Here is a 20706-nt window from a genome sequence, read left to right as displayed (position 1 = left end):
GGGGAAGTGCGGGCGCCCGGTGGCGCATCGGATCGAGACCTACGACCAGCATGGCACCGGGGCGATCTTCTGGCGCGGCGGTGAACGCCGGCGAACGGCGGTGAACGGCGGGGTCGCGGCGGTGAACTGCGGGGTGTACGGGAACCAATTTTCCTTAGCGAGAGTAATGACGTAAGCTAAAGAACATGCCCGAGATGTCCGAGCAGGACCTCGCAGCGATCAGTCAGCTGCGGTCGTCCACGATGCGCCTTGCCCGCCGCCTGCGTCACCAGCGGGTCGAGGAGTCGCTGAGTCCTACCGAGATGGGGGTGCTGGGCACCCTCGCCCGGTGCGGGAAGGCGACGCCGGGTGAGCTCGCCCGGAAGGAGCACGTGCAGCCGCCTTCGATGACCAGGATCGTCGCGATGCTGGAGGAGAAGGGGCTGGTGCGGCGGGAGCCGCACCCCGAGGACCGCCGGCAGGTGGTCGTCAGCAGCACCGAGCAGGCCGAGGTGATCCTGGCGGAGAGCCGCCGGCGTCGCAACGCCTGGCTCGCCGAGCTCGCCGAGGGGCTCGACGAGGAGGAATGGGCCGTCCTCCGGGAGGCCGCGCCCGTGCTCTACAAGCTCGCACACTTCTAGGCACACCGACTCCGGCAAGCCGGAAGACAAAGGAGTACCGCATCACCGCAGGACCGACCACCGAATCCAGGAGCGCGACGGCCGTCGTACGGGCCGTCGCGCCGCGAGGGGAGAACACCGTGACACCGCCGGCCGCAGCCAGCGCCGCCGCCATCCGTACCGACGAGCCGACCACCGACCCCGCCGCGGCGAGCGCCGCGGCCGCCGATTCCCAGGCACCCGCCCCCACGGGGCTGCCGGGCAACGGCGACGACGACCCCGACGAACGCACCGCGGCGGACGACCCCGCCGCTCCCGGCCGCAGCCACGCGTCCCACCCGTCGCCCACCGCCACCCTTTCAGCGACGAGCTCCGCTCGGCCCCTCTCATTTCCCACAGGCGCCCGCTTCACGAGGCCCGGGGGGATGTTCTCCTCCCTGCGCGTTCGCAACTACCGCTACTACTTCGCCGGCCAGGTGGTGTCCAACACCGGTACCTGGATGCAGCGGATCGCCCAGGACTGGCTGGTGCTCAGCCTCACCGGCAGCCCGCTCGCCGTCGGCATCACCACCGCCATGCAGTTCCTGCCGATGCTGCTGCTCGGCCTGTTCGGCGGCGTGCTCGCCGACCGGATGCCCAAGCGCCGGCTGCTGATCTACACCCAGGGCGCCATGGGCCTGCTCGCCGCGGGCCTGGCCGTACTGACCGTCGGCGGAGTGGTGACGCCGTACTACGTCTACGGGTTCGCGCTGCTGCTCGGCCTGGTCACCGTGGTGGACAACCCGACCCGGCAGGCCTTCGTGTCCGAGATGGTCGGTCCGAAGGACCTGGCCAACGCGGTCAGCCTGAACGCCGCCAACTTCCAGACCGCGCGTCTGGTCGGCCCCGCCGTCGCGGGCCTGCTGATCGCCGCGGTCGGCAGCGGCTGGGCGTTCGCCGTCAACGCGCTGTCCTTCGCCGCCGTGATCGGCGGGCTGCTCGCCATGCGGGAGAGCGAACTGCGCCCGACCGACCCGATCGCCCGCGAGAAGGGGCAGCTGCGCGAGGGCCTGCGGTACGTGAAGGAGCGGCCCGAGCTGCTCTGGCCGATGGTGCTGGCCGGGTTCATCGGCACCTTCGGCTTCAACTTCCCGACGCTGCTCTCCGGTTTCGCCTACGACACCTTCAAGGTGGGCGCCGGGCAGTACGGCCTGCTGAACACCGCGATGGCGGTCGGTTCGCTGGCCGGCGCGCTGCTCGCGGCCCGTCGGGGCGCGCCCCGGCTGCGCCGCCTGGTGGCGGCGGCGCTGGGCTTCGGCGTGCTGGAGATGGTGGCCGCGTTCGCGCCCGGCTACTGGACCTTCGCGGTGCTGCTGACGCTGATCGGGGTGTGCGGGCTGAGCTTCAACACCTCGGTCAACTCCATGCTCCAGCTGGCCACCGACCCCGAGATGCGGGGCCGGGTGATGGGCCTGCTGATGCTGGTCTTCACCGGCGGCACGCCGATCGGTGCGCCGATCGTGGGCTGGGTGACCGCCTCGTACGGGCCCCGGCTCGGACTGCTGGCCTGTGGGCTGGTGTCCGCGCTGGCCGCCGGCGCGGTCGGCCTGGTGCTGGCCCGCAGCGCGGACCTGCGGGTGCGGTTCGACCTGCACCCGGGACGCGGCGGCCGGGTGGTGGCCTTCGTGCCGCGTACCGTCGCCACGCCCAAGTCGGCGCTGGTGCCAGCCTGCTGATGATTGGTCAGGCCCCGGAGGCGCGAAGCCCCCGGGGTCCGATGGCGCGTCAGATCCGGATCTCCAGGACCTGGCCGGGCCAGACGCCGTTCGGCTGCTCGACCTCGAAGGACACGCTCTCGGTGAACCCGAGCGCGCGGTACTGGCCGACCAGCTTGCGGTCGGCGCCCGCGTAGCAGTCCACCCGGAGCAGGCCGATGCCGCGCCGGCGGGCCTCGTCGAGCGCGTCGGCGATCAGCGCGGCGCCGATGCCCGCGCCCGTGCGCGTCCGGTCGGTGACCAGGTTGCGGACGTACAGCTCGCGCTCGTCCACGGCCGGGATGTACGGCCCGCGATCCTCGGACAGGACGCAGGAGCCGACGGTACGGCCCTCGTCGTCGACCGCGAGGCGGATCAGGAACGGGTCGCGGCCGTACTTCTCGATGTGCTCGACCCGGGCCGGGACGGTGGAGAAGGGCTGGTCGCCCCACTGGCCGGTGCGGCCCTGGCCGGCGAGCCAGGCCACGGCGCCGTCGAGCAGGGCGAGGATGTCGGGGATGTCGTCGGGGCCCCCGTTGCGGATCTTCATGGAGAACTGTTCTAGCCCAAACGGCCTCGCGCGGGAAGATGTCCCTATGAGGCTCTTTGTGGCGGTGCTCCCGCCGGTCGAGGCGTTGCAGGGGCTCTTCGACGCGGTGGCGCCGGTGCGCGGGCTGCCCGGGGCGGACCGGCTGCGCTGGACCACCGTCGAGGGCTGGCACCTCACGCTGGCCTTCCTCGGCCAGGTGTCGGAGGACCGGCTGCCGGAGCTGGAGGCGGGCCTCGCCGACGTCGCCGAGACCCACCCGGTGCACCGGCTGCGGATCTCCGGGGCCGGCCGGTTCGGCGACCGGGTGCTCTGGGCCGGGGTGGAGGGGCAGACCTGGGCACTGCGCCGCCTCGCCGAGGCCGTGTACGAGGCCACTGCGGACTTCACCGGCGAGGTGGACACGTTCAACTTCCACGCGCACCTGACCCTCGCCCGGGCCGGCTCCTCGCGCGGGCATCGGCGGGCCGTCCAACGGGTCGCGGCGGCGGAGCTGGACGGGCTGGCGATGGCGCTGGCCGAGTACCAGGGGCCGGAGTGGGAGGCCGCCGAGCTGCACCTGATGGAGAGCAGGCTGGACGGCGGCTTGGTGCACTACGAGACCGTCCGCGCCTGGCCGTTGGCCGACTGGAGCTGATCGGTTCCTACGGCCAGACCCGCATCGCGGCGGCCGCGACCTGCTCCAGCTCGGCCCGGCCCGCGCCGTCGCGGGCGCGCTGCGACATGCCCTGCAGCACGGCGGCGGTGAACTGGGCGAGCAGCGCCGGGTCGGTGTCGGCTGGTTCACGGCCGGCCGCGACGTCGGCCCGGATCCGGGACTCCAGCGCGCGCACGTTGGCGTTGCGCTGCTCGCGCACGGCCTGCGCGACCTCGGGCGACGTGCAGTTGACCGTCGAGCTGATCATCAGGCAGCCCCACGGGTGCTCCGGGTCGGCGAGTTCGGCGGCGGCCTCGCGCAGCATCCGGGCCACGCCGGCCCGGGCGGTGGGTTCCTCGGCGTACGCACGAGTCGTGTACGCGCCGTGACTCTCCCGGTAGCGGGCGACGACCTCGGCGAAGAGTGTCCGCTTGTCGCCGAAGGCGGCGTACAGGCTCGGCGGGCGGATGCCCATGGCGGCGGTCAGGTCGGCGACCGAGGTCGCCTCGTAGCCGTGCTGCCAGAACAGGCGCAGGGCCTGCTCCAGGGCTGCCTCGCGGTCGAAGGAGCGGGGGCGGCCGCGCGTTCCGGCGGCGGGAGTGGTGGCCATGGGCCAATTCTATATCGAGCACTACAGAAGGCGTGCTACGGTTCCTTTCATTAGCGACCGCTACAGAAGTGAGGGGGCGTGGCCATGGGCGCGCTGGCAGGGAAGACGGCACTGGTGACGGGCGGCAGCCGGGGCATCGGGCGGGGCATCGCCGAACGGCTCGGCCGCGACGGTGCGCTGGTCGCCGTGCACTACGGCAGCAATGCGGCGGCGGCCGAGGAGGTCGTCAAGACCATCGAGCAGGCCGGCGGGCGGGCCTTCGCCATCGGCGCCGAACTGGGCGTGCCGGGCGACGCGCAGGCGCTTTGGGCGGCCTTCGACCGGGGGCTGGCGGAGCACGGCGGCGGCGAGGGCCTGGACATCCTGGTGAACAACGCCGGGATCGGCCTGTTCGGGCGGATCCACGAGGTGGCCGAGGACGGCTTCGACCGGGTGTTCGCGGTCAACGCGAAGGCGCCGTTCTTCATCGCGCAGCACGGCCTGGACCGGCTGCGCGACGGCGGCCGGATCGTCAACGTTTCCTCGGGCGTCACCCGGGTGGCGTTTCCGTCCGCCATCGCCTACTCGATGACCAAGGGCGCACTGAACACGCTCACCCTGACCCTCGCCCAGGAGCTCGGGGCACGCCGGATCACCGTCAACTCGGTGCTCCCGGGCATTGTTCCGACCGACATCAACCCGTGGCTGGACGACGCGCAGCAGCAGGTCCGGGTGGCCGGCTACACGGCGCTCAACCGGGTCGCCGAGGTGGCCGACATCGCCGACGTCGTGGCCTTCCTGGCCTCGGACGACTCCCGCTGGATCACCGGGCAGAACCTGGACGCCACTGGCGGGGCGGGCCTCGCCGTCTAGCCGGGGGTGAGCCGGGGGTACGCTCGTTGACCGTGGATCCCAAGACTCGTATGCGTATCGTGACCGGCGCCCTGGTGCTGCTGCTGGTCGTCGTGCTGATCAGCTCGCTCGTCAACCGGTAGCGAAACGACGGAGGGCCACCGCCCGCAGGCGGTGGCCCTCGTCATGTCGGTGAAGCTGCTCAGAGCTGCTCGACCACGTAGTCGATGCAGTGCGTGAGCGCCTCGACGTCCGCCGGGTCGATCGCCGGGAACATCGCGATGCGCAGCTGGTTGCGGCCCAGCTTGCGGTACGGCTCGGTGTCCACGATGCCGTTGGCACGCAGTGCCTTGGCGACCGCGGCGGCGTCCACCGACTCGTCGAGGTCGATCGTGCCGACGACCTGCGAACGCTCGGCGGGGTTGGCCACGAACGGCGTCGCGAAGGAGGACTTCTCGGCCCACGCGTACAGGCGGGACGAGGAATCAGCCGTACGGGCGACGGCCCAGTCGAGCCCGCCGTTGCCGTTCATCCACTCCAGCTGGTCGGCCAGCAGGAACAGGGTGGCGATCGACGGGGTGTTGTAGGTCTGGTCCTTCGACGAGTTGTCGATGGCCGTCGGCAGGTCGAAGAACGGCGGGATGTAGCGGCCGGAGCCGGCGATCTCGGCGGCGCGCTCCAGGGCGGCCGGGGAGAACACGGCCAGCCACAGGCCGCCCTCGGAGGCGAAGGACTTCTGCGGGGCGAAGTAGTAGACGTCGGTCTCGGTGATGTCGACCGGCAGGCCGCCGGCGCCCGAGGTGGCGTCCACCAGCACCAGCGAGCCCTGGTCCGCGCCGGCCGGGCGCTTGATCGGCATCGCGACACCGGTCGAGGTCTCGTTGTGGGTGAGCGCGTAGACGTCCACGCCCGCCTCGGCGACCGGCAGGGGGTGGGTGCCCGGGGCGGTCTTGATCACGCTCGGCTCGGCGAGCCACGGCGCGGCCTTGACCGAGGAGGCGAACTTCGAGGAGAACTCGCCGAAGTCCAGGTGCTGGGACTTCTCCCGCACCAGGCCGAAGGCGGCGATGTCCCAGAAGGCGGTGGAGCCGCCGTTGCCGAGCACCACCTGCCACCCCTCGGGCAGCGAGAACAGGCTGCTCACGCCCTCGCGTACACGCTTGACCACGTTCTTGACCGGGGCCTGGCGGTGCGAGGTGCCGAGCAGGGAGGTCTGGGTGGCGGCGAGGGCACTCAGGGCCTCGGGGCGCACCTTGGACGGTCCGCAGCCGAAACGGCCGTCTGCGGGCTTGATGTCAGCGGGGATCCGGATCTGAGCCACGCGCGCAGCCTACCGGCCGCCGTATGGGCGCGGATACGGTCGTCCGCCCGCTGAGACTGTGATCTTCACGGCTCGCAGGTGCGCGAACAGCGGGCCCGGCGAAGGCCGGACCCGCTGCTCAGAGGGGGTGCAACTGCTCAGAAACGGTGCAACCGGGTGCGCGTCAGTGCGCGATGGCGTCCCAGCCCTCGATCTCCTCGGGGCGGCGCGGGCCGGGGCCGATGTAGCGCGCGGCGGGGCGCACGAGCCGGCCCGTGCGCTTCTGCTCCAGGATGTGCGCCGACCAGCCGGCCGTGCGCGCGCAGGTGAACATCGAGGTGAACATGTGCGCCGGGACCTCGGCGAAGTCCAGCATGATGGCGGCCCAGAACTCGACGTTGGTGGCCAGCACGCGGTCCGGGCGGCGGTTGTGCAGCTCCTCCAGCGCGGCCTTCTCCAGCGCCTCGGCCACCTCGTAGCGCGGCGCGCCGAGCTCCTTGGCGGTGCGGCGCAGCACGCGGGCGCGCGGGTCCTCGGCGCGGTAGACGCGGTGGCCGAAGCCCATCAGGCGCTCGCCCTTGTCCAGCGCGTTCTTGACCCACGCGGTGGCGTCGCCGGTGCGCTCGATCTCCTCGATCATGCCGAGCACGCGGGACGGCGCGCCGCCGTGCAGCGGGCCGGACATCGCGCCGACCGCGCCGGACAGCGCCGCCGCGACGTCCGCGCCGGTGGAGGCGATGACACGGGCGGTGAAGGTGGAGGCGTTCATGCCGTGCTCGGCGGCCGAGGTCCAGTAGGCGTCGATGGCCTTGACGTGCTTCGGGTCCGGCTCGCCGCGCCAGCGGATCATGAACCGCTCGACGACCGTCTCGGCCTTGTCGATCTCGCTCTGCGGGACCATCGGCAGGCCCTGGCCGCGGGCCGACTGGGCGACGTACGACAGCGCCATGACGGCGGCGCGGGCCAGGTCGTCACGGGCCTGCTCGGCGTCGATGTCCAGCAGCGGCTTCAGGCCCCAGACCGGGGCGAGCATGGCGAGCGCCGACTGCACGTCGACCCGGATGTCGCCGGAGTGCACCGGGATCGGGAACGGCTCGGCGGCCGGCAGGCCGGGGTTGAACTTGCCGTCCACGAGCAGGCCCCAGACGTGGCCGAAGGAGACGTGGCCGACCAGGTCGTCGATGTCGACACCGCGGTAGCGCAGGGCGCCGCCTTCCCGGTCGGGTTCGGCGATCTCGCTCTCGAACGCGACGACTCCCTCAAGCCCGGGTACGAAGTCGGACATGCGACGGCTCCTTCAAGTTCTGCGATCGGCGCTCCGCCGTGGTGGGGCGGCACGCCAGTGACCGATGGTGTTTGGCACTCCGTGCCAGAGTGGCAGGCACGGGGTGCATTGCGCCATACACCACCATGGTGATGTTGCCCGCGGGCCCGCTTGACTTTTCCGCCGAGGGTCGGTCGTACCCGGGAAATCTCCGGAGCCAAACGCCAGTTTCCGGACAATTCACCGTACGACGGGCGGCCAAGCGGTGGCGAGTCACCTTATCTCCCACCGAGGTTTGTCCGGAGGTAGCGGTGCCGGTTGCTTGTCGTACGGGATGATGTTGACGTGCAGACCCCGGAACGCGCCCAGTCGACGCCCCTGAGCCCCGCCCCCCGGATCCTGGCCGACGAGGCCCGGCCCGGCCCGGACCTCACGGTGATGCGCAAGCACTACACCCACGAGGGGCTGGTCGAGGAGCAGCTCGCGCCCGAGCCGATCGGCCAGTTCACCCGCTGGTTCCACGAGGCGGACGACGCCGGCGTGGTCGAACCCAACGCCATGGTGCTCTCCACCGCCGACGCCGACGGGCGGCCCAGCTCGCGCACCGTCCTGCTCAAGGGCTACGACGCCCGCGGCTTCGTGTTCTTCACCAACTACGGCTCCCGCAAGGGCTCCGAGCTCGCCGCCAACCCGCACGCCGCGCTGCTCTTCCCGTGGATCGCGCTGGCCCGCCAGGTCATCGTCCAGGGCCGGGTCGAGAAGGTCGGCCGGGACGAGACCGCCGCCTACTTCCGCACCCGTCCGCACGGCTCCCAGCTCGGCGCCTGGGCCAGCGAGCAGTCCAGCCCGGTCGGCGGCCGGGAGGTCCTCGAACAGCGCTACGCCGAACTGGAACGCCGCTACCCCGAGGGCGAGGGCGTCCCCGTCCCGCCGTTCTGGGGCGGCTACCGGGTGATCCCGGAGAGCGTCGAGTTCTGGCAGGGCCGGGAGAACCGCCTCCACGACCGCCTCCGCTACCTCGCCGACCCCGCCGCCCCCACCGGCTGGCGGGTCGAACGGCTCTGCCCGTGAGCCGCCCGGCCCACTCCTGGCGCGGCGTCCCCGCGGAACTGATGGCCCGTCACGACGCAGGTAGTAGGATGCTGCCCGTCGCGGACCTGGGTCGATTCTTTTCCGGCCAGCAACCCGCTGTGCCGGCACGATCGAGTGAGGGACTGATGGGTGTCACCGGTGCGGAAACCGCCGCTGGACTCGGCTCGGACCTGGTCGACGTCGCCGCCCTGCCGCTTGACGAGCTCGACGCCCTGCCCGACACCGTCCTCGGCGACCTGCTGCGCCGGGTCGTCGCCGACGCGCTGACCCCCGGCGCGGAGCCGCTCGCGGCGTTCCAGTCCGCGCTCGACCGCTAGGGCATGCTCGACGGTCAGGGCAGACTCGACCACGCGCGTGCGCCCGGCAGTCGTGCGTACGTCCCCACCGCCCGTTAAACCCCCCGGAGCCCACGAGTTCGCCAATTCCCCGCGCGGTCGGTGGAGTTCACGACATGCTGGGTATGAAACCAGCGCCGTAGCGACACCGTCGGGCTTCGGGGGGACCAGCGTTGCAGCCTTACTTCTTCTTCAGCTACGCGCGTCGAGACTTCGAGGCGGAGGACGCCTTCGTCGACCAGTTCTTCAACGACCTGAGGGACGAACTGGGCCGGATCGAACCGGCCGCCCGCGCCGAGGAACTCGCCTACCGGGACACCGAGCAGCTGCGCGTCGGCGACGACTGGGCCGAGCAGCTGGCCAAGATGCTGGGCCGCAGCCGGACCATGGTCGCGCTGTACTCGCCCGCCTACTTCGCCAGCCTCTACTGCGGCAAGGAGTGGACCGCCTTCCGCGGCCGGGTCCGGCGCCACCACGAGGACACCGGGGAGCTCATCCCGGCCCTGATACCGGTGCTCTGGGAACCCGTCGTGCCGGGCGAGTTGGCCGCCGAGGTCACCAAGATCCAGTGGGCCCAGCCGGACATGGGCGACGCCTACGCCCGCTACGGCCTGCGCGCCCTGCTGCGCACCGGGCCGCAGAGCGACGCGTACCGGCAGGTCGTCAAGGTGGTCGCCGAACGGATCCGGGACGCGGCCGCGCGACGGCTCACCGAGCTGGCCGAGTTCGACCTCGGCGCGGTCCGCGGCTACTTCCCGGGGCCGCAGCCGGTGGAGCCCGCGCCGACCCCCGGGATGGTCCGGCTGTTCATCGCGGCCGGCAAGGCCTCCGATGCCGCCGCCGACGGCGGTTCGTCCGCGGGCGGCTGGTACGGAGCCAAGCCCTGGCACTGGGCGCCCTACCACCCGCCGACCCAGCCGTCCCTCGCCGTGCGCGCCCAGCAGGTGATCACCGCCGCCGGACACACCACCACCCTGGAGGAGGTCGGCACGGGCCTCGGCGAGAAGCTCGACCAGGCCCGCGAGGGCAACCAGGTCAGCGTCCTGCTGGTGGACCCGTGGGTGGCCGGCGCCGACCGCTACCGCCCGGCGCTGCGCGAGTACGACGACCAGAACCACCCGGTCACCGGCGTCATGGTGCCCACCGGCAGCGGCGATCCGGCCGTCGGACCGGAGCGCGACGCGCTGTGGGCCGGCGTGCGCGGCGTGTTCCGCCGCAACTGGCTGCGCCGGAGCGATCCGGAGCACCTGTTCCGGGTCAAAGTGAACCGGGAGACCTTCGACTCCGATCTCACCATCATGGTGACGGTCGCTCAGAACAAGCTCATGGACGACAACTTCGATTGGGGGGACGATGGCGACGGCGCGGCCTTCGGCTTCGGCAACCCCGACGGATCGAACGGCCCGCCGATGCCCGGACTGGCCATACCGGCCGCGCCGGACCGCCCGGACGACGCGCCGCCGCTGAGGGGAGACCAGGACGATGATCACTGAGCCCGGCGCAGAGCTGGCGCGCGGCGGACCGGGATCGGTCGTCACGTTCTACTCGTTCAAGGGCGGCACCGGCCGGACCATGGCCCTCGCCAACGTCGGCTGGATCCTCGCCAGCCGGGGCCTGCGCGTCCTGGTCGTCGACTGGGACCTGGAGGCGCCCGGCCTCCACCGCTACTACCACCCGCTGCTGGTCGACCCCGAACTGCACTCCACCGAGGGCCTGATCGACCTGCTGCGCTCCTACGTCAAGCAGGCGCTGCCCTCCGCCGCCGGACCGACCGGACTGCCCCCGGCCGCCTGGCTGGACGAACCCGGCCGGCTCGACGGCTACATCTGCGGCCTCGCCCTCGACCTGCCGCCCGGCGGCCGGCTCGACTTCCTGCCCGCCGGCCGGCAGAACGCCGCCTACGCCGCCGCCGTCACCAGCTTCAACTGGCGCAGCTTCTACCACGGCCGGGACATCCGCGGCGGCGAGTTCCTGCGCGAGCTGCGCGAACGCTGGTCCCGCGCCTACGACTACGTGCTCATCGACAGCCGCACCGGCGTCAGCGACACCTCCGGCATCTGCACCGTCCTGATGCCCGACACCGTCGTCGACTGCTTCACCTTCAGCGCCCAGAACATCCGCGGCGGCGTCGACGCCGCCCGCGCCATCGCCGAGGCCGAGGAGCGGGCCATCCGCGTCCTGCCGGTGCCGATGCGGGTCGAGGACGCCGAGCAGGAACGCCTCGAAGCCGGCCGCGACTTCGCCCGCGAGGCCTTCGCGCCCTACCTCGGCCGCTGGCTGACCTCCGAGCGCCGGGCCGGCTACTGGGCCGACGTCGAGGTGCCGTACAAGCCGTTCTACGCCTACGAGGAGGTGCCGGCCACCGTCGCCGACCGGCCGCAGGAGGCCCGCAGCCTGCTCAACGCCTTCGAACGGCTGGCCGGCTGGATCACCGACGGACGGGTCCGCACCCTGCGCCCGCTCACCGGCGAGGCCCGCCGCCGGCTCTACGGCGCGTACCTGCGCTCCGCCCGCGCGGTGCCCCGCCAGGTCTTCGTCAGCTACGCACCCGAGGACCGGATGTGGGCCGAGTGGGCCGCCGCCACTCTCACCCGCTTCGGCTACCAGTCCTCCCTGCACAACGCCGCCGAGCCGTACACCGGCAGCCGGCCGCCGGAGGTCGCCGGGCCGCTCGACGGCCAGGGCCGGCTGGTCGCGCTGCTCTCGCCCGAGTACACCGCGCTGCCCCGCGCCGCCGAGGTCTGGAAGCTGCTGCACGGGCGCGAACTGACCTCGGGATCACCGGCGTTGGTCGCCCTGCGGCTGCAGGACTCGGACGAGCCGGTGCCCCGCCCGTTCGTCGGCGGGGCCGTGCCCGACCTGGTCCGCTCCTCGGCGGTCGCCGCCGAGAGCCAGCTGTACGCCGAACTCGGCCCGCCGCCCGGCAGCACCCGCCAATCCGACTCCGACAGCGGCGAGTTCCTCGCCCCGGCGCGCTTCCCCGGCACCGCCCCGCAGGTCCAGGACGCGCCCTCGCGCAACGCCTCCTTCATCGGCCGCGGCAAGCTGCTCGAACTGCTCCGCAACCGCTTCACCGGCGGCCCCGCCGCGGTGCTCAGCCAGGTCCTCTACGGCTTCGGCGGCGCCGGCAAGTCGCAGATCGCCGCCGAGTACGCGCACCGCTTCAAGGCCGCCTACGACGTCGTCTGGTGGGTGCCCGCCGAGGAGCCCGCCAACATCCCGCAGAAGCTCGCCGAACTCGCCCCCCGGCTCGGCGTGCCCAGCAGCGACGACGTCGCGCACACCGCCGTCGCCGTGCTCGACGCGCTGCGCCGCGGCCAGCCGTACCGCCGCTGGCTGCTCGTCTTCGACAACGCCGGCACCCCCGAGGAGCTCGCCCCCTGGCAGCCGGCCGGCTCCTCCGGCGGGCACGTGCTGATCACCTCCCGCAACCAGGGCTGGGCCCGGCACGCCGGCCTCGTCGAGGTCGACGTCTTCCTCCGCGAGGAGAGCATCCGGCTGCTGCGCCGCTTCAACGGCGGCCTCTCCCTGGAGGACGCCGACCAGGTCGCGCACCGGCTCGGCGACCTGCCGCTCGCCGTCGGCCAGGCCGCGGTCTGGCTCCAGGAGACGTCGATGCCGATCGCCACCTACCTCGAACTGCTCGACGAAGAGCTCACCGAGATGCTGGAACGCACCCGGCTGCGCACCGCCGACTACCCGCACTCCGCCGCCGCGACCTGGCGCATCTCGGTCGAGGAACTGCGCCGGATGAACGCCCCGGCCGCCCAGATCCTGGAGATCTGCGCCTTCTTCGGCCCCGACGCCATCCCGATGCGGCTGCTCTACAGCCGGGCCGTCACCCGCGCCCTGTGGCTGCCCCCGCGCGCGCCCCGCGACAAGCTCGCGATCGGCGAGTTCCTGCGCGCCATCAACCGGTTCGGGCTCGCCCGCACCGACCAGGGCAGCGAGACCATCACCGTGCACCGGCTGGTCCAGGCCGTGCTCCGGGACCAGGTCGAGGAGGAGCGGCGGGCCGAACTGCGCGCCGTCGTGCACGCCGCGCTCGCCACCGCCAACCCCGGCGACCCGGACGTCCCCGCCAACTGGGCCGAGTACGCCGAACTCCTGCCCCACCTCTGGCCCTCCGGCGCCGTCGACAGCGCCGACGAGGACGTCCGGCAGTGGATCATCGACTCGGTCCGCTACCAGTGGAAGCGCAGCCTGCACGAATCCGGCCGGGAACTCGCCGAGCGGACCCTGGAGCACTGGCGTCAGGACGGCTACGGCGGGCCCGACTTCGACGTCGACAACGACGCCCAGACGCTCATGCTGCGCACCCAGCTCAGCAACATCCGCCGCTCCCAGGGCGCCCTCCAGGAGGCGTACGAGATGGACCGGGACATCCTGGACCGGTTCACCGCCACGCTGGGCCCCGAGCACTCGCACACCCTCGCCGTCGCCAACAGCCTCGGCGCCGACCTGCGCTTCCTCGGCCGCTACGACGAGGCCCGGGCGCTGGACCGCCGCACCCTGGACGCCGCCCGGCGCACCCTCGGCCCCGACCATCCGCGCACCCTGATGATCACCAACAACCTCGCCGTCTCCGACTATCTGGCCGGCGACCGGCGGGCGGCGTTGGAGCGCCATCGCAGCAACTACCTCCAGCAGCGCGACGCCCTCGGCGCGCACAGCCTCTACGCACTGTCGTCCGCCTCGAACTACGCGCGCGACCTGCGCGAGACCGGACGGCTGCGGGAAGCCCTGGACCTGCTGGAGGAGACCGTCCGGATCTACCAGCAGACCATCGGCGACGGCCACACCGACACCCTGCGCGCCCGCAAGAACCTCGCCGTGGCACTGCGCCGGGCCGGGCGGTACAACGAGGCCCTGGAGATCGACGAGGACATCTACCAGCGCTACCTCGACATCAACGGCCCCGAGCACCCCGACACCCTGGCCTCCGCCACCAACCTCGCCAGCGACCTCAACGCCCTCGGCCTCACCGACCGGGCCATCCCGCTCGCCGAACGGGCTCTCGCGCGGTACCGCGACTACCTGGGCGAGAACCACCCGGTGACGCTGGCCGGCGCGAACAACCTCTCGGTCTACCTGCGGCTGGCCGGCCGTACGGCGGAGGCCCGCGAGCTGTCCGGGCGGACGCTGGCGCAGTTCCGGGCCGTCCTCGGCGCGCATCACCTGTACATCCCGATCGCGATGATGAACCACGCCAACGACCTGGCCCTGTCCGGGGAGACGGCGGCGGCGCTGGCGCTGGAGCTGGAGGCGGCGCCGCTGATGAAAGACACCCTCGGCCCGGACCACTACGACACCATCGGCATCAACTCCAACCTCTCGCTGTCGCTGGCCACGGCCGGCGAGACCGAGCGGGCGGCGGAGCTGCGGGCGGACTGCATCCGCAGGGCGCGGGCGACGCTGGGGGAGGAGCACCCGACGACGGTGGCGGTGAAGGCCGGGCAGCGGCTGGACTCGGACGTGGAGCCGCCGCACGTGTGACGCGCTGCTCGCCGTCGGACGGCGCCAGGTTCGCCGTCGGACGGCGCTAGGCTCGCGCGCATGGTGCCGTTCCGGCAGTTCCTGCTGAAGATCCACAGTCGGTGCAACCTGGCCTGCGACTACTGCTACATGTACGAGGGCGCGGACCAGAGTTGGCGCTCCCGGCCGCGGCGGATGGCGCTGCCGACCGTCCGCCGGACCGCCCGGCGGATCGCCGAGCACGCCGCCGAGCACGGGCTCGACGAGGTCTCCGTCGTGCTGCACGGCGGCGAGCCGCTGCTCGTCGGCGCGGGCCATCTGGACGCGCTGCTGGGCGAGTTGGCGTCGGCCGGGCCGCGGGTGCGGTTCAGTCTGCAGACCAACGGGTTGCGGTTGCTGGACGAGCCCGCGCTGCTCGACGTGCTGCACCGGCGCCGGGTCGCGGTCGGGGTGTCGCTGGACGGTACCCGGGCCGACCACGACCGGCACCGGCTGCTGCCCTCCGGCGCGGGCAGCTGGGCCCGGACGGCGGAGGCGGTCCGGCTGCTCGGCTCGCCGGAGCACAGGGAGCTGTTCGCCGGGCTGCTCTGCGTCGTCGACCTGGCCGCGGACCCGGTGGCCGCCTACGAGGCACTGCTCGAGTTCGCCCCGCCCAGGATTGATTTCTTGCTGCCGCACGCGACCTGGGAGGCCCAGCCGGCCGGGGTACGGCGGTCGGTGCCGCTCTCGCCACCCTCCGGGGAGGGGCCCGCGCCGTACGGGGAGTGGCTGATCGCCGCCTTCGACCGCTGGTACGACGCGCCCCGGCGGGAGACCGGCGTGCGGCTGTTCGAGGAGCTGGCCGTGCTGCTGCTCGGCGGCCGGGCGGCCAGCGAGGCGGTCGGCCTGGCGCCGGTCGACCTGGTGGTGGTCGAGGCGGACGGCACGATCGAACAGGCGGACAGCCTCAAGGTGGCGTTCGACGGGGCCGCCGGGACGGGCCTGGACGTGTGGCGGCACGGCTTCGCCGAGGCCGCCGCGCACCCGGCGTTCCGGGCCCGCCAGCGCGGCCTCGGCGGGCTCGGGCCGGTCTGCGAGGCCTGCCCGCTGGCCCGGGTCTGCGGCGGCGGACTGTACGCCCATCGGTACGCGGCGGGGGGTGAGGGCGGGGGCTTCGCTCACCCGTCGGTGTACTGCGCGGATCTGGATCGGCTGATCCGTCACATGGCGGGGAGGCTGCGGGCGGGTTTGGCGGGCCTGGCCGGTGTCGCGCGTGCGGGTGGGGTTTCTGCTCACCCGTCCGTGTAATGCGCGGTCCCGGCCCGGCTGATCCGCCGCATCGCGGGGAAGCTGCGGGCGGACATGGCCGGCCGGGTGCCGGCGTCGAACGAGGAGGATGACCGGTGGCGGGTACGGACGAGGCGGTGGCGACCGGGGTGCCGGGCGCGCGAGGGACGGACGGGCTGCCCCGGCACGGGGTGGACCGGGCGACGTTCCGGGCGATCGCGGGCGCGCGCGGCGGGCCGGAGGCCGTCCGGCTGCTGCGCGCCGGGCAGGTGAGCAAGCGGGCGCTGCTGCTGCTGGCGCTGCGCCGGGCTGCGCCGGACGACGACGGCTACCACGAGGTGTACGCCGAGGTACGGGCGCTGCAGCGGGCGGACCGCGCGCGGTGGGAAGATGTGCTGCTGCAGCCGGAGTTGGACGCCTGGGCGGCCGCTTGCCTGCGCGGCCTCGCGGCCGGTGAGGACGTTGCGCTGGGCAGGCTGGGCGAGTTCGTCCGCGCCACGACCGGCCGCGCGCTCGCGCTCGAATGCGACGGGCTGGGCTGGGCGCCGGTCATCGACCACGCAGGACCGCGCCGGGTGGACTACGGGCGGTCCCCGGCCGGGCCGCTCTCCGCCACCGAACTGTCGTCGTGGGAAGAGCAGTTGGCACAGGCCTGGCGGATTCTGGTCCGCCGCCACCGGTGGCACGCGGAGGCGGTCGCGGCCTGCATCACCACGATCGTCCCGCTGCACCCGGCCCCGGGCGGGGAGGCGGTCAGCGCCGCCGCCCGTCGGGCGTACGGTGCGGTGGCGGCCTCGCTGCCCGGCGATCCGGTGCTGCTGGCGCTGGCCCTGGTGCACGAGTTCCTGCACGTCCAACTCGGCGCCCTGCTCGACCTGGTACCGCTGCATCGGCCCAACGGCGCCGCCGTCTACCACGCCCCCTGGCGGCCCGACCTGCGCCCGGTCGGCGCACTGCTGCAGGGGACGTACGCGCACCTGGGCGTCGCGGACTTCTGGTGCGCCGAGGCGGTCGCGGGGGAGGGCGACCGGGTGCGTGCGGAACGGGAGTTCGACCGCTGGCAGGCGCACACTCTCGCGGCCGGCGGCACGCTTCTGGAGAGTGGTGAACTCACCATCCATGGAATGGAGTTCACGGCGGAACTCGTGCGTTCCGTCCGCGAACTGGGCGGGTCGGAGCGGAGCGTCTGAGGGGGTTCCGCAGCCCGGGCCCGGACTGCGGGGTTTCCCGGGTCGCTGCCCTGAAGCGTCGGGCGTTCGCGAGGGGATGAGTCGGCCGACTCGACGTACCTGGCCCGGCAAACCCGCTTGGGCGTGCGCCACGGCGAAGTGCGCGACCGCTGAACGGGTGAATTCTCGGGGTTCCGTGCGCCGTCACACGGCGTCGACCGGCCGCGGAGACCAACTTGAGACCGCAAGGTGCCGCGCGGGGGCCCCGCGGGCACTACATTGGTCGCAATCGGGTGGCTTACCCGCCCTCGGCAGGTCGTAACCGCGCCTAAGGAAACGAATATGACACCGGTAACCAGCACCAGGCCGGCCGGCAACCTGACTGACACTCAGGAGTCGCCGGAGCGCCCCTCCCTCGCCGAACTGGCCGCGCTGGGCGCGGCGGAGCTCGCCGCCGGCCTGCGACGCGCACTCCCCGGCGCGGAATCCGGCCGCGTGCCGGTCGCAGCCTTCAACTCCTCGATCTGACCGACCCGGAATTCCGAACGAACCCTGGCCGAGTCCGACCGAACCAGATCGATGACGACGCGAATTCCGCTGCCATTCTCGCAATTCGTGGTCAAGGTGCACAGCCGCTGCGATCTCGCGTGCGACCACTGCTATGTCTACGAGCACGCGGACACCAGTTGGCGCACGCGACCCAAGGTCATCGGCGACGAGGTCCTGGCCAAGGCCGCCGAACGCATCGGCGCGCACGCGGCCACGCACCGGCTGCCCGCCGTCCGGGTCGTCCTGCACGGGGGAGAACCCCTGCTCGCCGGCCCGGACCGCCTGCGTCTGGTCGCCGAGGCACTCCGGGCGGCGCTCCCGCCCGGCTGCGCCCTCGACCTGCGCATCCACACCAACGGCGTCCTGCTCGGCCGCGCGTTCTGCGAGCTGTTCGCCGAGCTGGACATCAAGGTCGGCATCTCGCTGGACGGCGACAAGGCCGCCAACGACCGCCACCGGCGCTTCGCCGACGGCCGCAGCAGCCACCCGCAGGTGCTGCGGGCGGTGGCGCTGCTGCGCGAGCCCGCGTACCGGCGCCTCTTCGCCGGACTGCTGTGCACCATCGACGTGGAGAACGACCCGGTCGCGGTGTACCGAGCCCTGGCCGAACTCCAGCCCCCGGCCGTGGACTTCCTGCTCCCGCACGCCACCTGGGACGACCCGCCGAAACGTCCCTCCGGGGCGGGAGCCTCCCCGTACGCGGACTGGCTGCTCACCGTCCACGACCTCTGGGAGGCGGACGGGCGTCCCTTCGCGGTCCGGACCTTCGAGTCGGTGCACCGGACGCGGCGCGGGTTCACCAGTCTCACCGAGTCGCTCGGGCTGGAACCCTCCGATCTCGTCGTGCTGGAGACGGACGGCACCTTCGAGCAGGTGGACAGCCTCAAGACCGCCTTCGACGGGGCCCCCGCCACCGGATTCGACGTCTTCGCGCACAGCCTCGACGACGTCGCCCGGCACCCCGGCATCGCTGCCCGCCAGTCGGGCCTCGCCGGGCTCAGCGCCACCTGCCGCTCCTGCCCGGTCGTCCGAACCTGCGGGGGCGGTCTGTACGCCCACCGCTATCGGGGCGACGATGGTGGCGGCGGCTTCGACAACCCCTCCGTCTACTGCGGGGACCTCATGACGCTCATCAACGGCATCGCCGCGCGCAGCGGGCCGGTCGCCGTGCCCGCGCAGGCCGCCGCACCGGTCGTCCCGGCCGCTCTCACCCCGGCGCAGGTCGACGAACTCGCCCGCGGCTACGGGAGCGCGGACACCGTCGCCGCCCTCACCCGCTCCCAACTCGCCCTCACCCGGGCGATGCTGGCCGCCGCCTGGGACGCCTCCGGACAGGGGCGGGCCGAGGCGTGGTCGGTGTTGTCCGCGCTTGACGGTGCCGCGCCCGCCGCCGTCGATGCCGTCCTCGCGCATCCGTACGCACGGGCGTGGGCCGCCCGGTGCCTGGCCGGGGACCTCGGCACCGGGCTCGGGCCGCTGGCCGCCCTCGCCGCGGCTGCGGCGGTGCGGGCCGGGCGGGGGGACGCGGTCGCGGTGCCGGTGCGCGGCGGGTGGCTGCACCTGCCGACGCTCGGGCGGATCGCCGTCCCGGACGGGGAGGCGGTGGTCACGGGCGCGGCCGACGGCTTCACCGTGCGGGCGTCCGACGGTACGGTGCACACGGCGCTGGACGAGCCGCTGCGGCGGATCCGGCTGGCCGGGGGGTGGACCGTCGCCCTCGAAGACCTCGACCCGCTGCGCGACAGTCACGACCACGCGGTGTCCGACCGGCTGTCGGACACCGAACTGCTCGACTGGGCGGGCGCGTTGCGCGAGGCCTGGGAGCTGCTCGGGCGGGACCTGCCCCGGTACGCGGAAGGCATCCGGGCCGGCCTCGCGACGGTGACCCCGTTGCGGCCGGGCCCGGCAGGGCGGGACGTCAGCTCGGCCGCCCGGCAGGCGTTCGGCGCGGTCGGCATCGCCCAGCCGGCCACGGCGCCGACGCTCGCGTTGCTGCTGACACATGAGTTCCAACACGTGAAGCTGGGCGCGGTGTTGGATCTGATGGACCTGTACGACCGGAACGACGACACGCTCTACTTCGCACCCTGGCGGCCCGACCCCCGGCCGCTTGAGGGCCTGCTCCAAGGCACGTACGCCCACCTGGCGGTCACGGAGTACTGGGGCACCCGCACGCTCGCGTACGACGGCCTGCCGGGCGAGGCCGCCGACCGGGCGCGGCGGGAGTTCGCGCTGTGGCGGCGGTACACCGCCGAGGCGATCGAACGGCTGGCCGAGTCCGGCTCGCTGACCGGGACCGGCGTGCGCTTCGCCGACGGCATGCGGGCCACTGTGGCCCCCTGGCTCGCGGTACCCCTGCCCGCCGCCGCCGAACAGGCGGCCGCCCGGGCTCGGCAGGAACGGGCCATGGTCTGACCTCATTCACCCCGCCCCGGGACTCCCTCACCCGGGGCCCTCAACCTCGGGGAACCGTCATCCTCACCGAATACCGCGCCGGCAGTGTCGCCGCCGCCCTCGACCGGAACGATCTCGTCCGCCAATTTGCCGAACTCGGCGTCCGCCCGGGCATGGTGCTGCATGTCCAGGCGTCCCTGCGCACCCTCGGTCCGGTGGCCGGGGGTGCCGCCGCCGTGGTCGAAGCCCTGCTCGAAGTCCTCGGCGGCCAGGGAACCTTGGTCGCCTACACCGCCACGCCCGAGAACTCGGCCACCTCGCGCATCCACCGGGCCGCCACTGCCGGTCTCTCCCCGGCGGAGGTGGAGGAGTACCACTCGCGGATGCCTCGGTTCGACCCGGCGACCACCCCGGCGTCCCCGACGATGGGCGCTCTCTCGGAAGCCATCCGCACCTACCCCGGCGCCCTGCGCAGCGCGCACCCGCAGACCTCCTGGGCGGCTGTCGGCCCGCAGGCCCGCGCCATCACCGAACAGCACCCGCTGAACTCCCACCTGGGCCCCGATTCTCCCCTCGGCCACCTCTACGAGTTGGACGCCCGAGTCCTGATGATCGGCGTTCCGATGGACCGCTTCACCGCGTTCCACCTCGCCGATCAGCGCATGCCGGACGTCCCCCAACGCGAGTACCGCTGCGTGGGCACCGAAGGCTGGACCACCTTCAAGGCCCCCGACCTGGACGACCTCCACTTCGGTGTCTTGGGCGAGCAGGTCCTCCACGCCGCCACCGGCGTCGCAACCGCCCGAATCGGCACCGCCGACTGCCGCCTGGTCCCGGTGCGGGAGGCCGTCGACCTGGCCGAACAATTCCTCCGCCACACCCGCACCTGACGCCGGGGCGTCAGG

The 20706-nt window shown here is 73.0% G+C and carries 17 protein-coding genes; 13 read left to right on the top strand and 4 right to left on the bottom strand.

The genetic code is table 11. The annotated features are described in order from the left end of the window. Nucleotides 1–185: 185 nt before the first annotated feature. A complete protein-coding gene (locus tag KV557_RS37810) occupies nt 186–620 on the top strand; it encodes a MarR family winged helix-turn-helix transcriptional regulator (RefSeq protein WP_218206147.1) in 435 nt (144 codons plus the stop codon). Between the two features lie 119 nt (nt 621–739). Next, complete coding sequence (locus KV557_RS37805) at nt 740–2314, top strand: MFS transporter (protein WP_308130270.1); 1575 nt, start codon at nt 740–742, stop codon at nt 2312–2314. 49 nt (nt 2315–2363) lie between these two features. On the opposite strand, the gene KV557_RS37800 is transcribed toward KV557_RS37805, so the two are convergent. Then, complete coding sequence (locus KV557_RS37800; protein WP_218206146.1) at nt 2364–2882, bottom strand: GNAT family N-acetyltransferase; 519 nt, start codon at nt 2880–2882, stop codon at nt 2364–2366. A gap of 46 nt (nt 2883–2928) precedes the next feature. Here KV557_RS37800 and thpR point away from each other — a divergent pair, with 46 nt between their 5' ends. Then, nucleotides 2929–3516, top strand: coding sequence for an RNA 2',3'-cyclic phosphodiesterase (gene thpR / locus KV557_RS37795; RefSeq protein ID WP_218206145.1), 588 nt, complete (start codon nt 2929–2931; stop codon nt 3514–3516). Between the two features lie 7 nt (nt 3517–3523). Here thpR and KV557_RS37790 read toward each other — a convergent pair whose 3' ends face one another. Next, nucleotides 3524–4126, bottom strand: a complete 603-nt coding sequence (locus KV557_RS37790) for a TetR/AcrR family transcriptional regulator (protein WP_218206144.1) — start codon at nt 4124–4126, stop codon at nt 3524–3526. An 84-nt stretch (nt 4127–4210) separates the two neighbouring features. Here KV557_RS37790 and KV557_RS37785 point away from each other — a divergent pair, with 84 nt between their 5' ends. Then, nucleotides 4211–4978, top strand: coding sequence for an SDR family oxidoreductase (locus KV557_RS37785; RefSeq protein WP_218206143.1), 768 nt, complete (start codon nt 4211–4213; stop codon nt 4976–4978). A 181-nt stretch (nt 4979–5159) separates the two neighbouring features. On the opposite strand, the gene serC is transcribed toward KV557_RS37785, so the two are convergent. Continuing rightward, on the bottom strand, nt 5160–6278 hold the full coding sequence (serC, locus tag KV557_RS37780) for a phosphoserine transaminase (RefSeq protein ID WP_218206142.1): 1119 nt from the start codon (nt 6276–6278) through the stop codon (nt 5160–5162). A 163-nt stretch (nt 6279–6441) separates the two neighbouring features. After that, nucleotides 6442–7542 carry a citrate synthase 2 gene (locus KV557_RS37775; RefSeq protein ID WP_218206141.1) on the bottom strand — a complete coding sequence of 367 codons (1101 nt, stop codon included), beginning with the start codon at nt 7540–7542 and terminating at the stop codon, nt 6442–6444. A 417-nt stretch (nt 7543–7959) separates the two neighbouring features. Here KV557_RS37775 and pdxH point away from each other — a divergent pair, with 417 nt between their 5' ends. The 9 genes from pdxH to KV557_RS37730 all read left to right on the top strand — a co-directional run bounded on the left by pdxH (nt 7960) and on the right by KV557_RS37730 (nt 20691). Further along, on the top strand, nt 7960–8592 hold the full coding sequence (gene pdxH, locus KV557_RS37770) for a pyridoxamine 5'-phosphate oxidase (RefSeq protein ID WP_218206154.1): 633 nt from the start codon (nt 7960–7962) through the stop codon (nt 8590–8592). A 146-nt stretch (nt 8593–8738) separates the two neighbouring features. Then, nucleotides 8739–8930 (top strand): FxSxx-COOH cyclophane-containing RiPP peptide, encoded by a 192-nt coding sequence (fxsA, locus tag KV557_RS37765; RefSeq protein WP_049656076.1) that lies wholly within the window; start codon nt 8739–8741, stop codon nt 8928–8930. Between the two features lie 191 nt (nt 8931–9121). Beyond that, a complete protein-coding gene (locus tag KV557_RS37760; RefSeq protein ID WP_218206140.1) occupies nt 9122–10441 on the top strand; it encodes a TIR-like protein FxsC in 1320 nt (439 codons plus the stop codon). Beyond that, the gene (gene fxsT / locus KV557_RS37755) at nt 10431–14444 is read left to right on the top strand and encodes an FxSxx-COOH system tetratricopeptide repeat protein (RefSeq protein WP_218206139.1); all 4014 of its coding nucleotides are present in this window, start codon (nt 10431–10433) and stop codon (nt 14442–14444) included. The genes KV557_RS37760 and fxsT overlap by 11 nt, the downstream gene beginning before the upstream one ends. Before the next feature lie 60 nt (nt 14445–14504). Continuing rightward, nucleotides 14505–15710 carry an FxsB family cyclophane-forming radical SAM/SPASM peptide maturase gene (locus KV557_RS37750; protein WP_218206138.1) on the top strand — a complete coding sequence of 402 codons (1206 nt, stop codon included), beginning with the start codon at nt 14505–14507 and terminating at the stop codon, nt 15708–15710. A gap of 95 nt (nt 15711–15805) precedes the next feature. Continuing rightward, nucleotides 15806–16879, top strand: a complete 1074-nt coding sequence (locus tag KV557_RS44670; protein WP_218206137.1) for an aKG-HExxH-type peptide beta-hydroxylase — start codon at nt 15806–15808, stop codon at nt 16877–16879. A 321-nt stretch (nt 16880–17200) separates the two neighbouring features. Continuing rightward, nucleotides 17201–17386, top strand: coding sequence for an FxSxx-COOH cyclophane-containing RiPP peptide (gene fxsA, locus KV557_RS37740; RefSeq protein WP_218206136.1), 186 nt, complete (start codon nt 17201–17203; stop codon nt 17384–17386). A 51-nt stretch (nt 17387–17437) separates the two neighbouring features. Beyond that, nucleotides 17438–19822, top strand: coding sequence for an FxsB family cyclophane-forming radical SAM/SPASM peptide maturase (locus tag KV557_RS37735; RefSeq protein ID WP_218206135.1), 2385 nt, complete (start codon nt 17438–17440; stop codon nt 19820–19822). Between the two features lie 152 nt (nt 19823–19974). Further along, on the top strand, nt 19975–20691 hold the full coding sequence (locus tag KV557_RS37730; RefSeq protein WP_218206134.1) for an aminoglycoside N(3)-acetyltransferase: 717 nt from the start codon (nt 19975–19977) through the stop codon (nt 20689–20691). Nucleotides 20692–20706: the final 15 nt, after the last annotated feature.

It is taken from the genome of Kitasatospora aureofaciens, assembly GCF_019192735.1.
GTDB lineage: Bacteria > Actinomycetota > Actinomycetes > Streptomycetales > Streptomycetaceae > Kitasatospora > Kitasatospora aureofaciens_A.
Note: the sequence above shows the minus strand (reverse complement) of the source record. Positions and strands in the feature narration are given on the sequence as shown.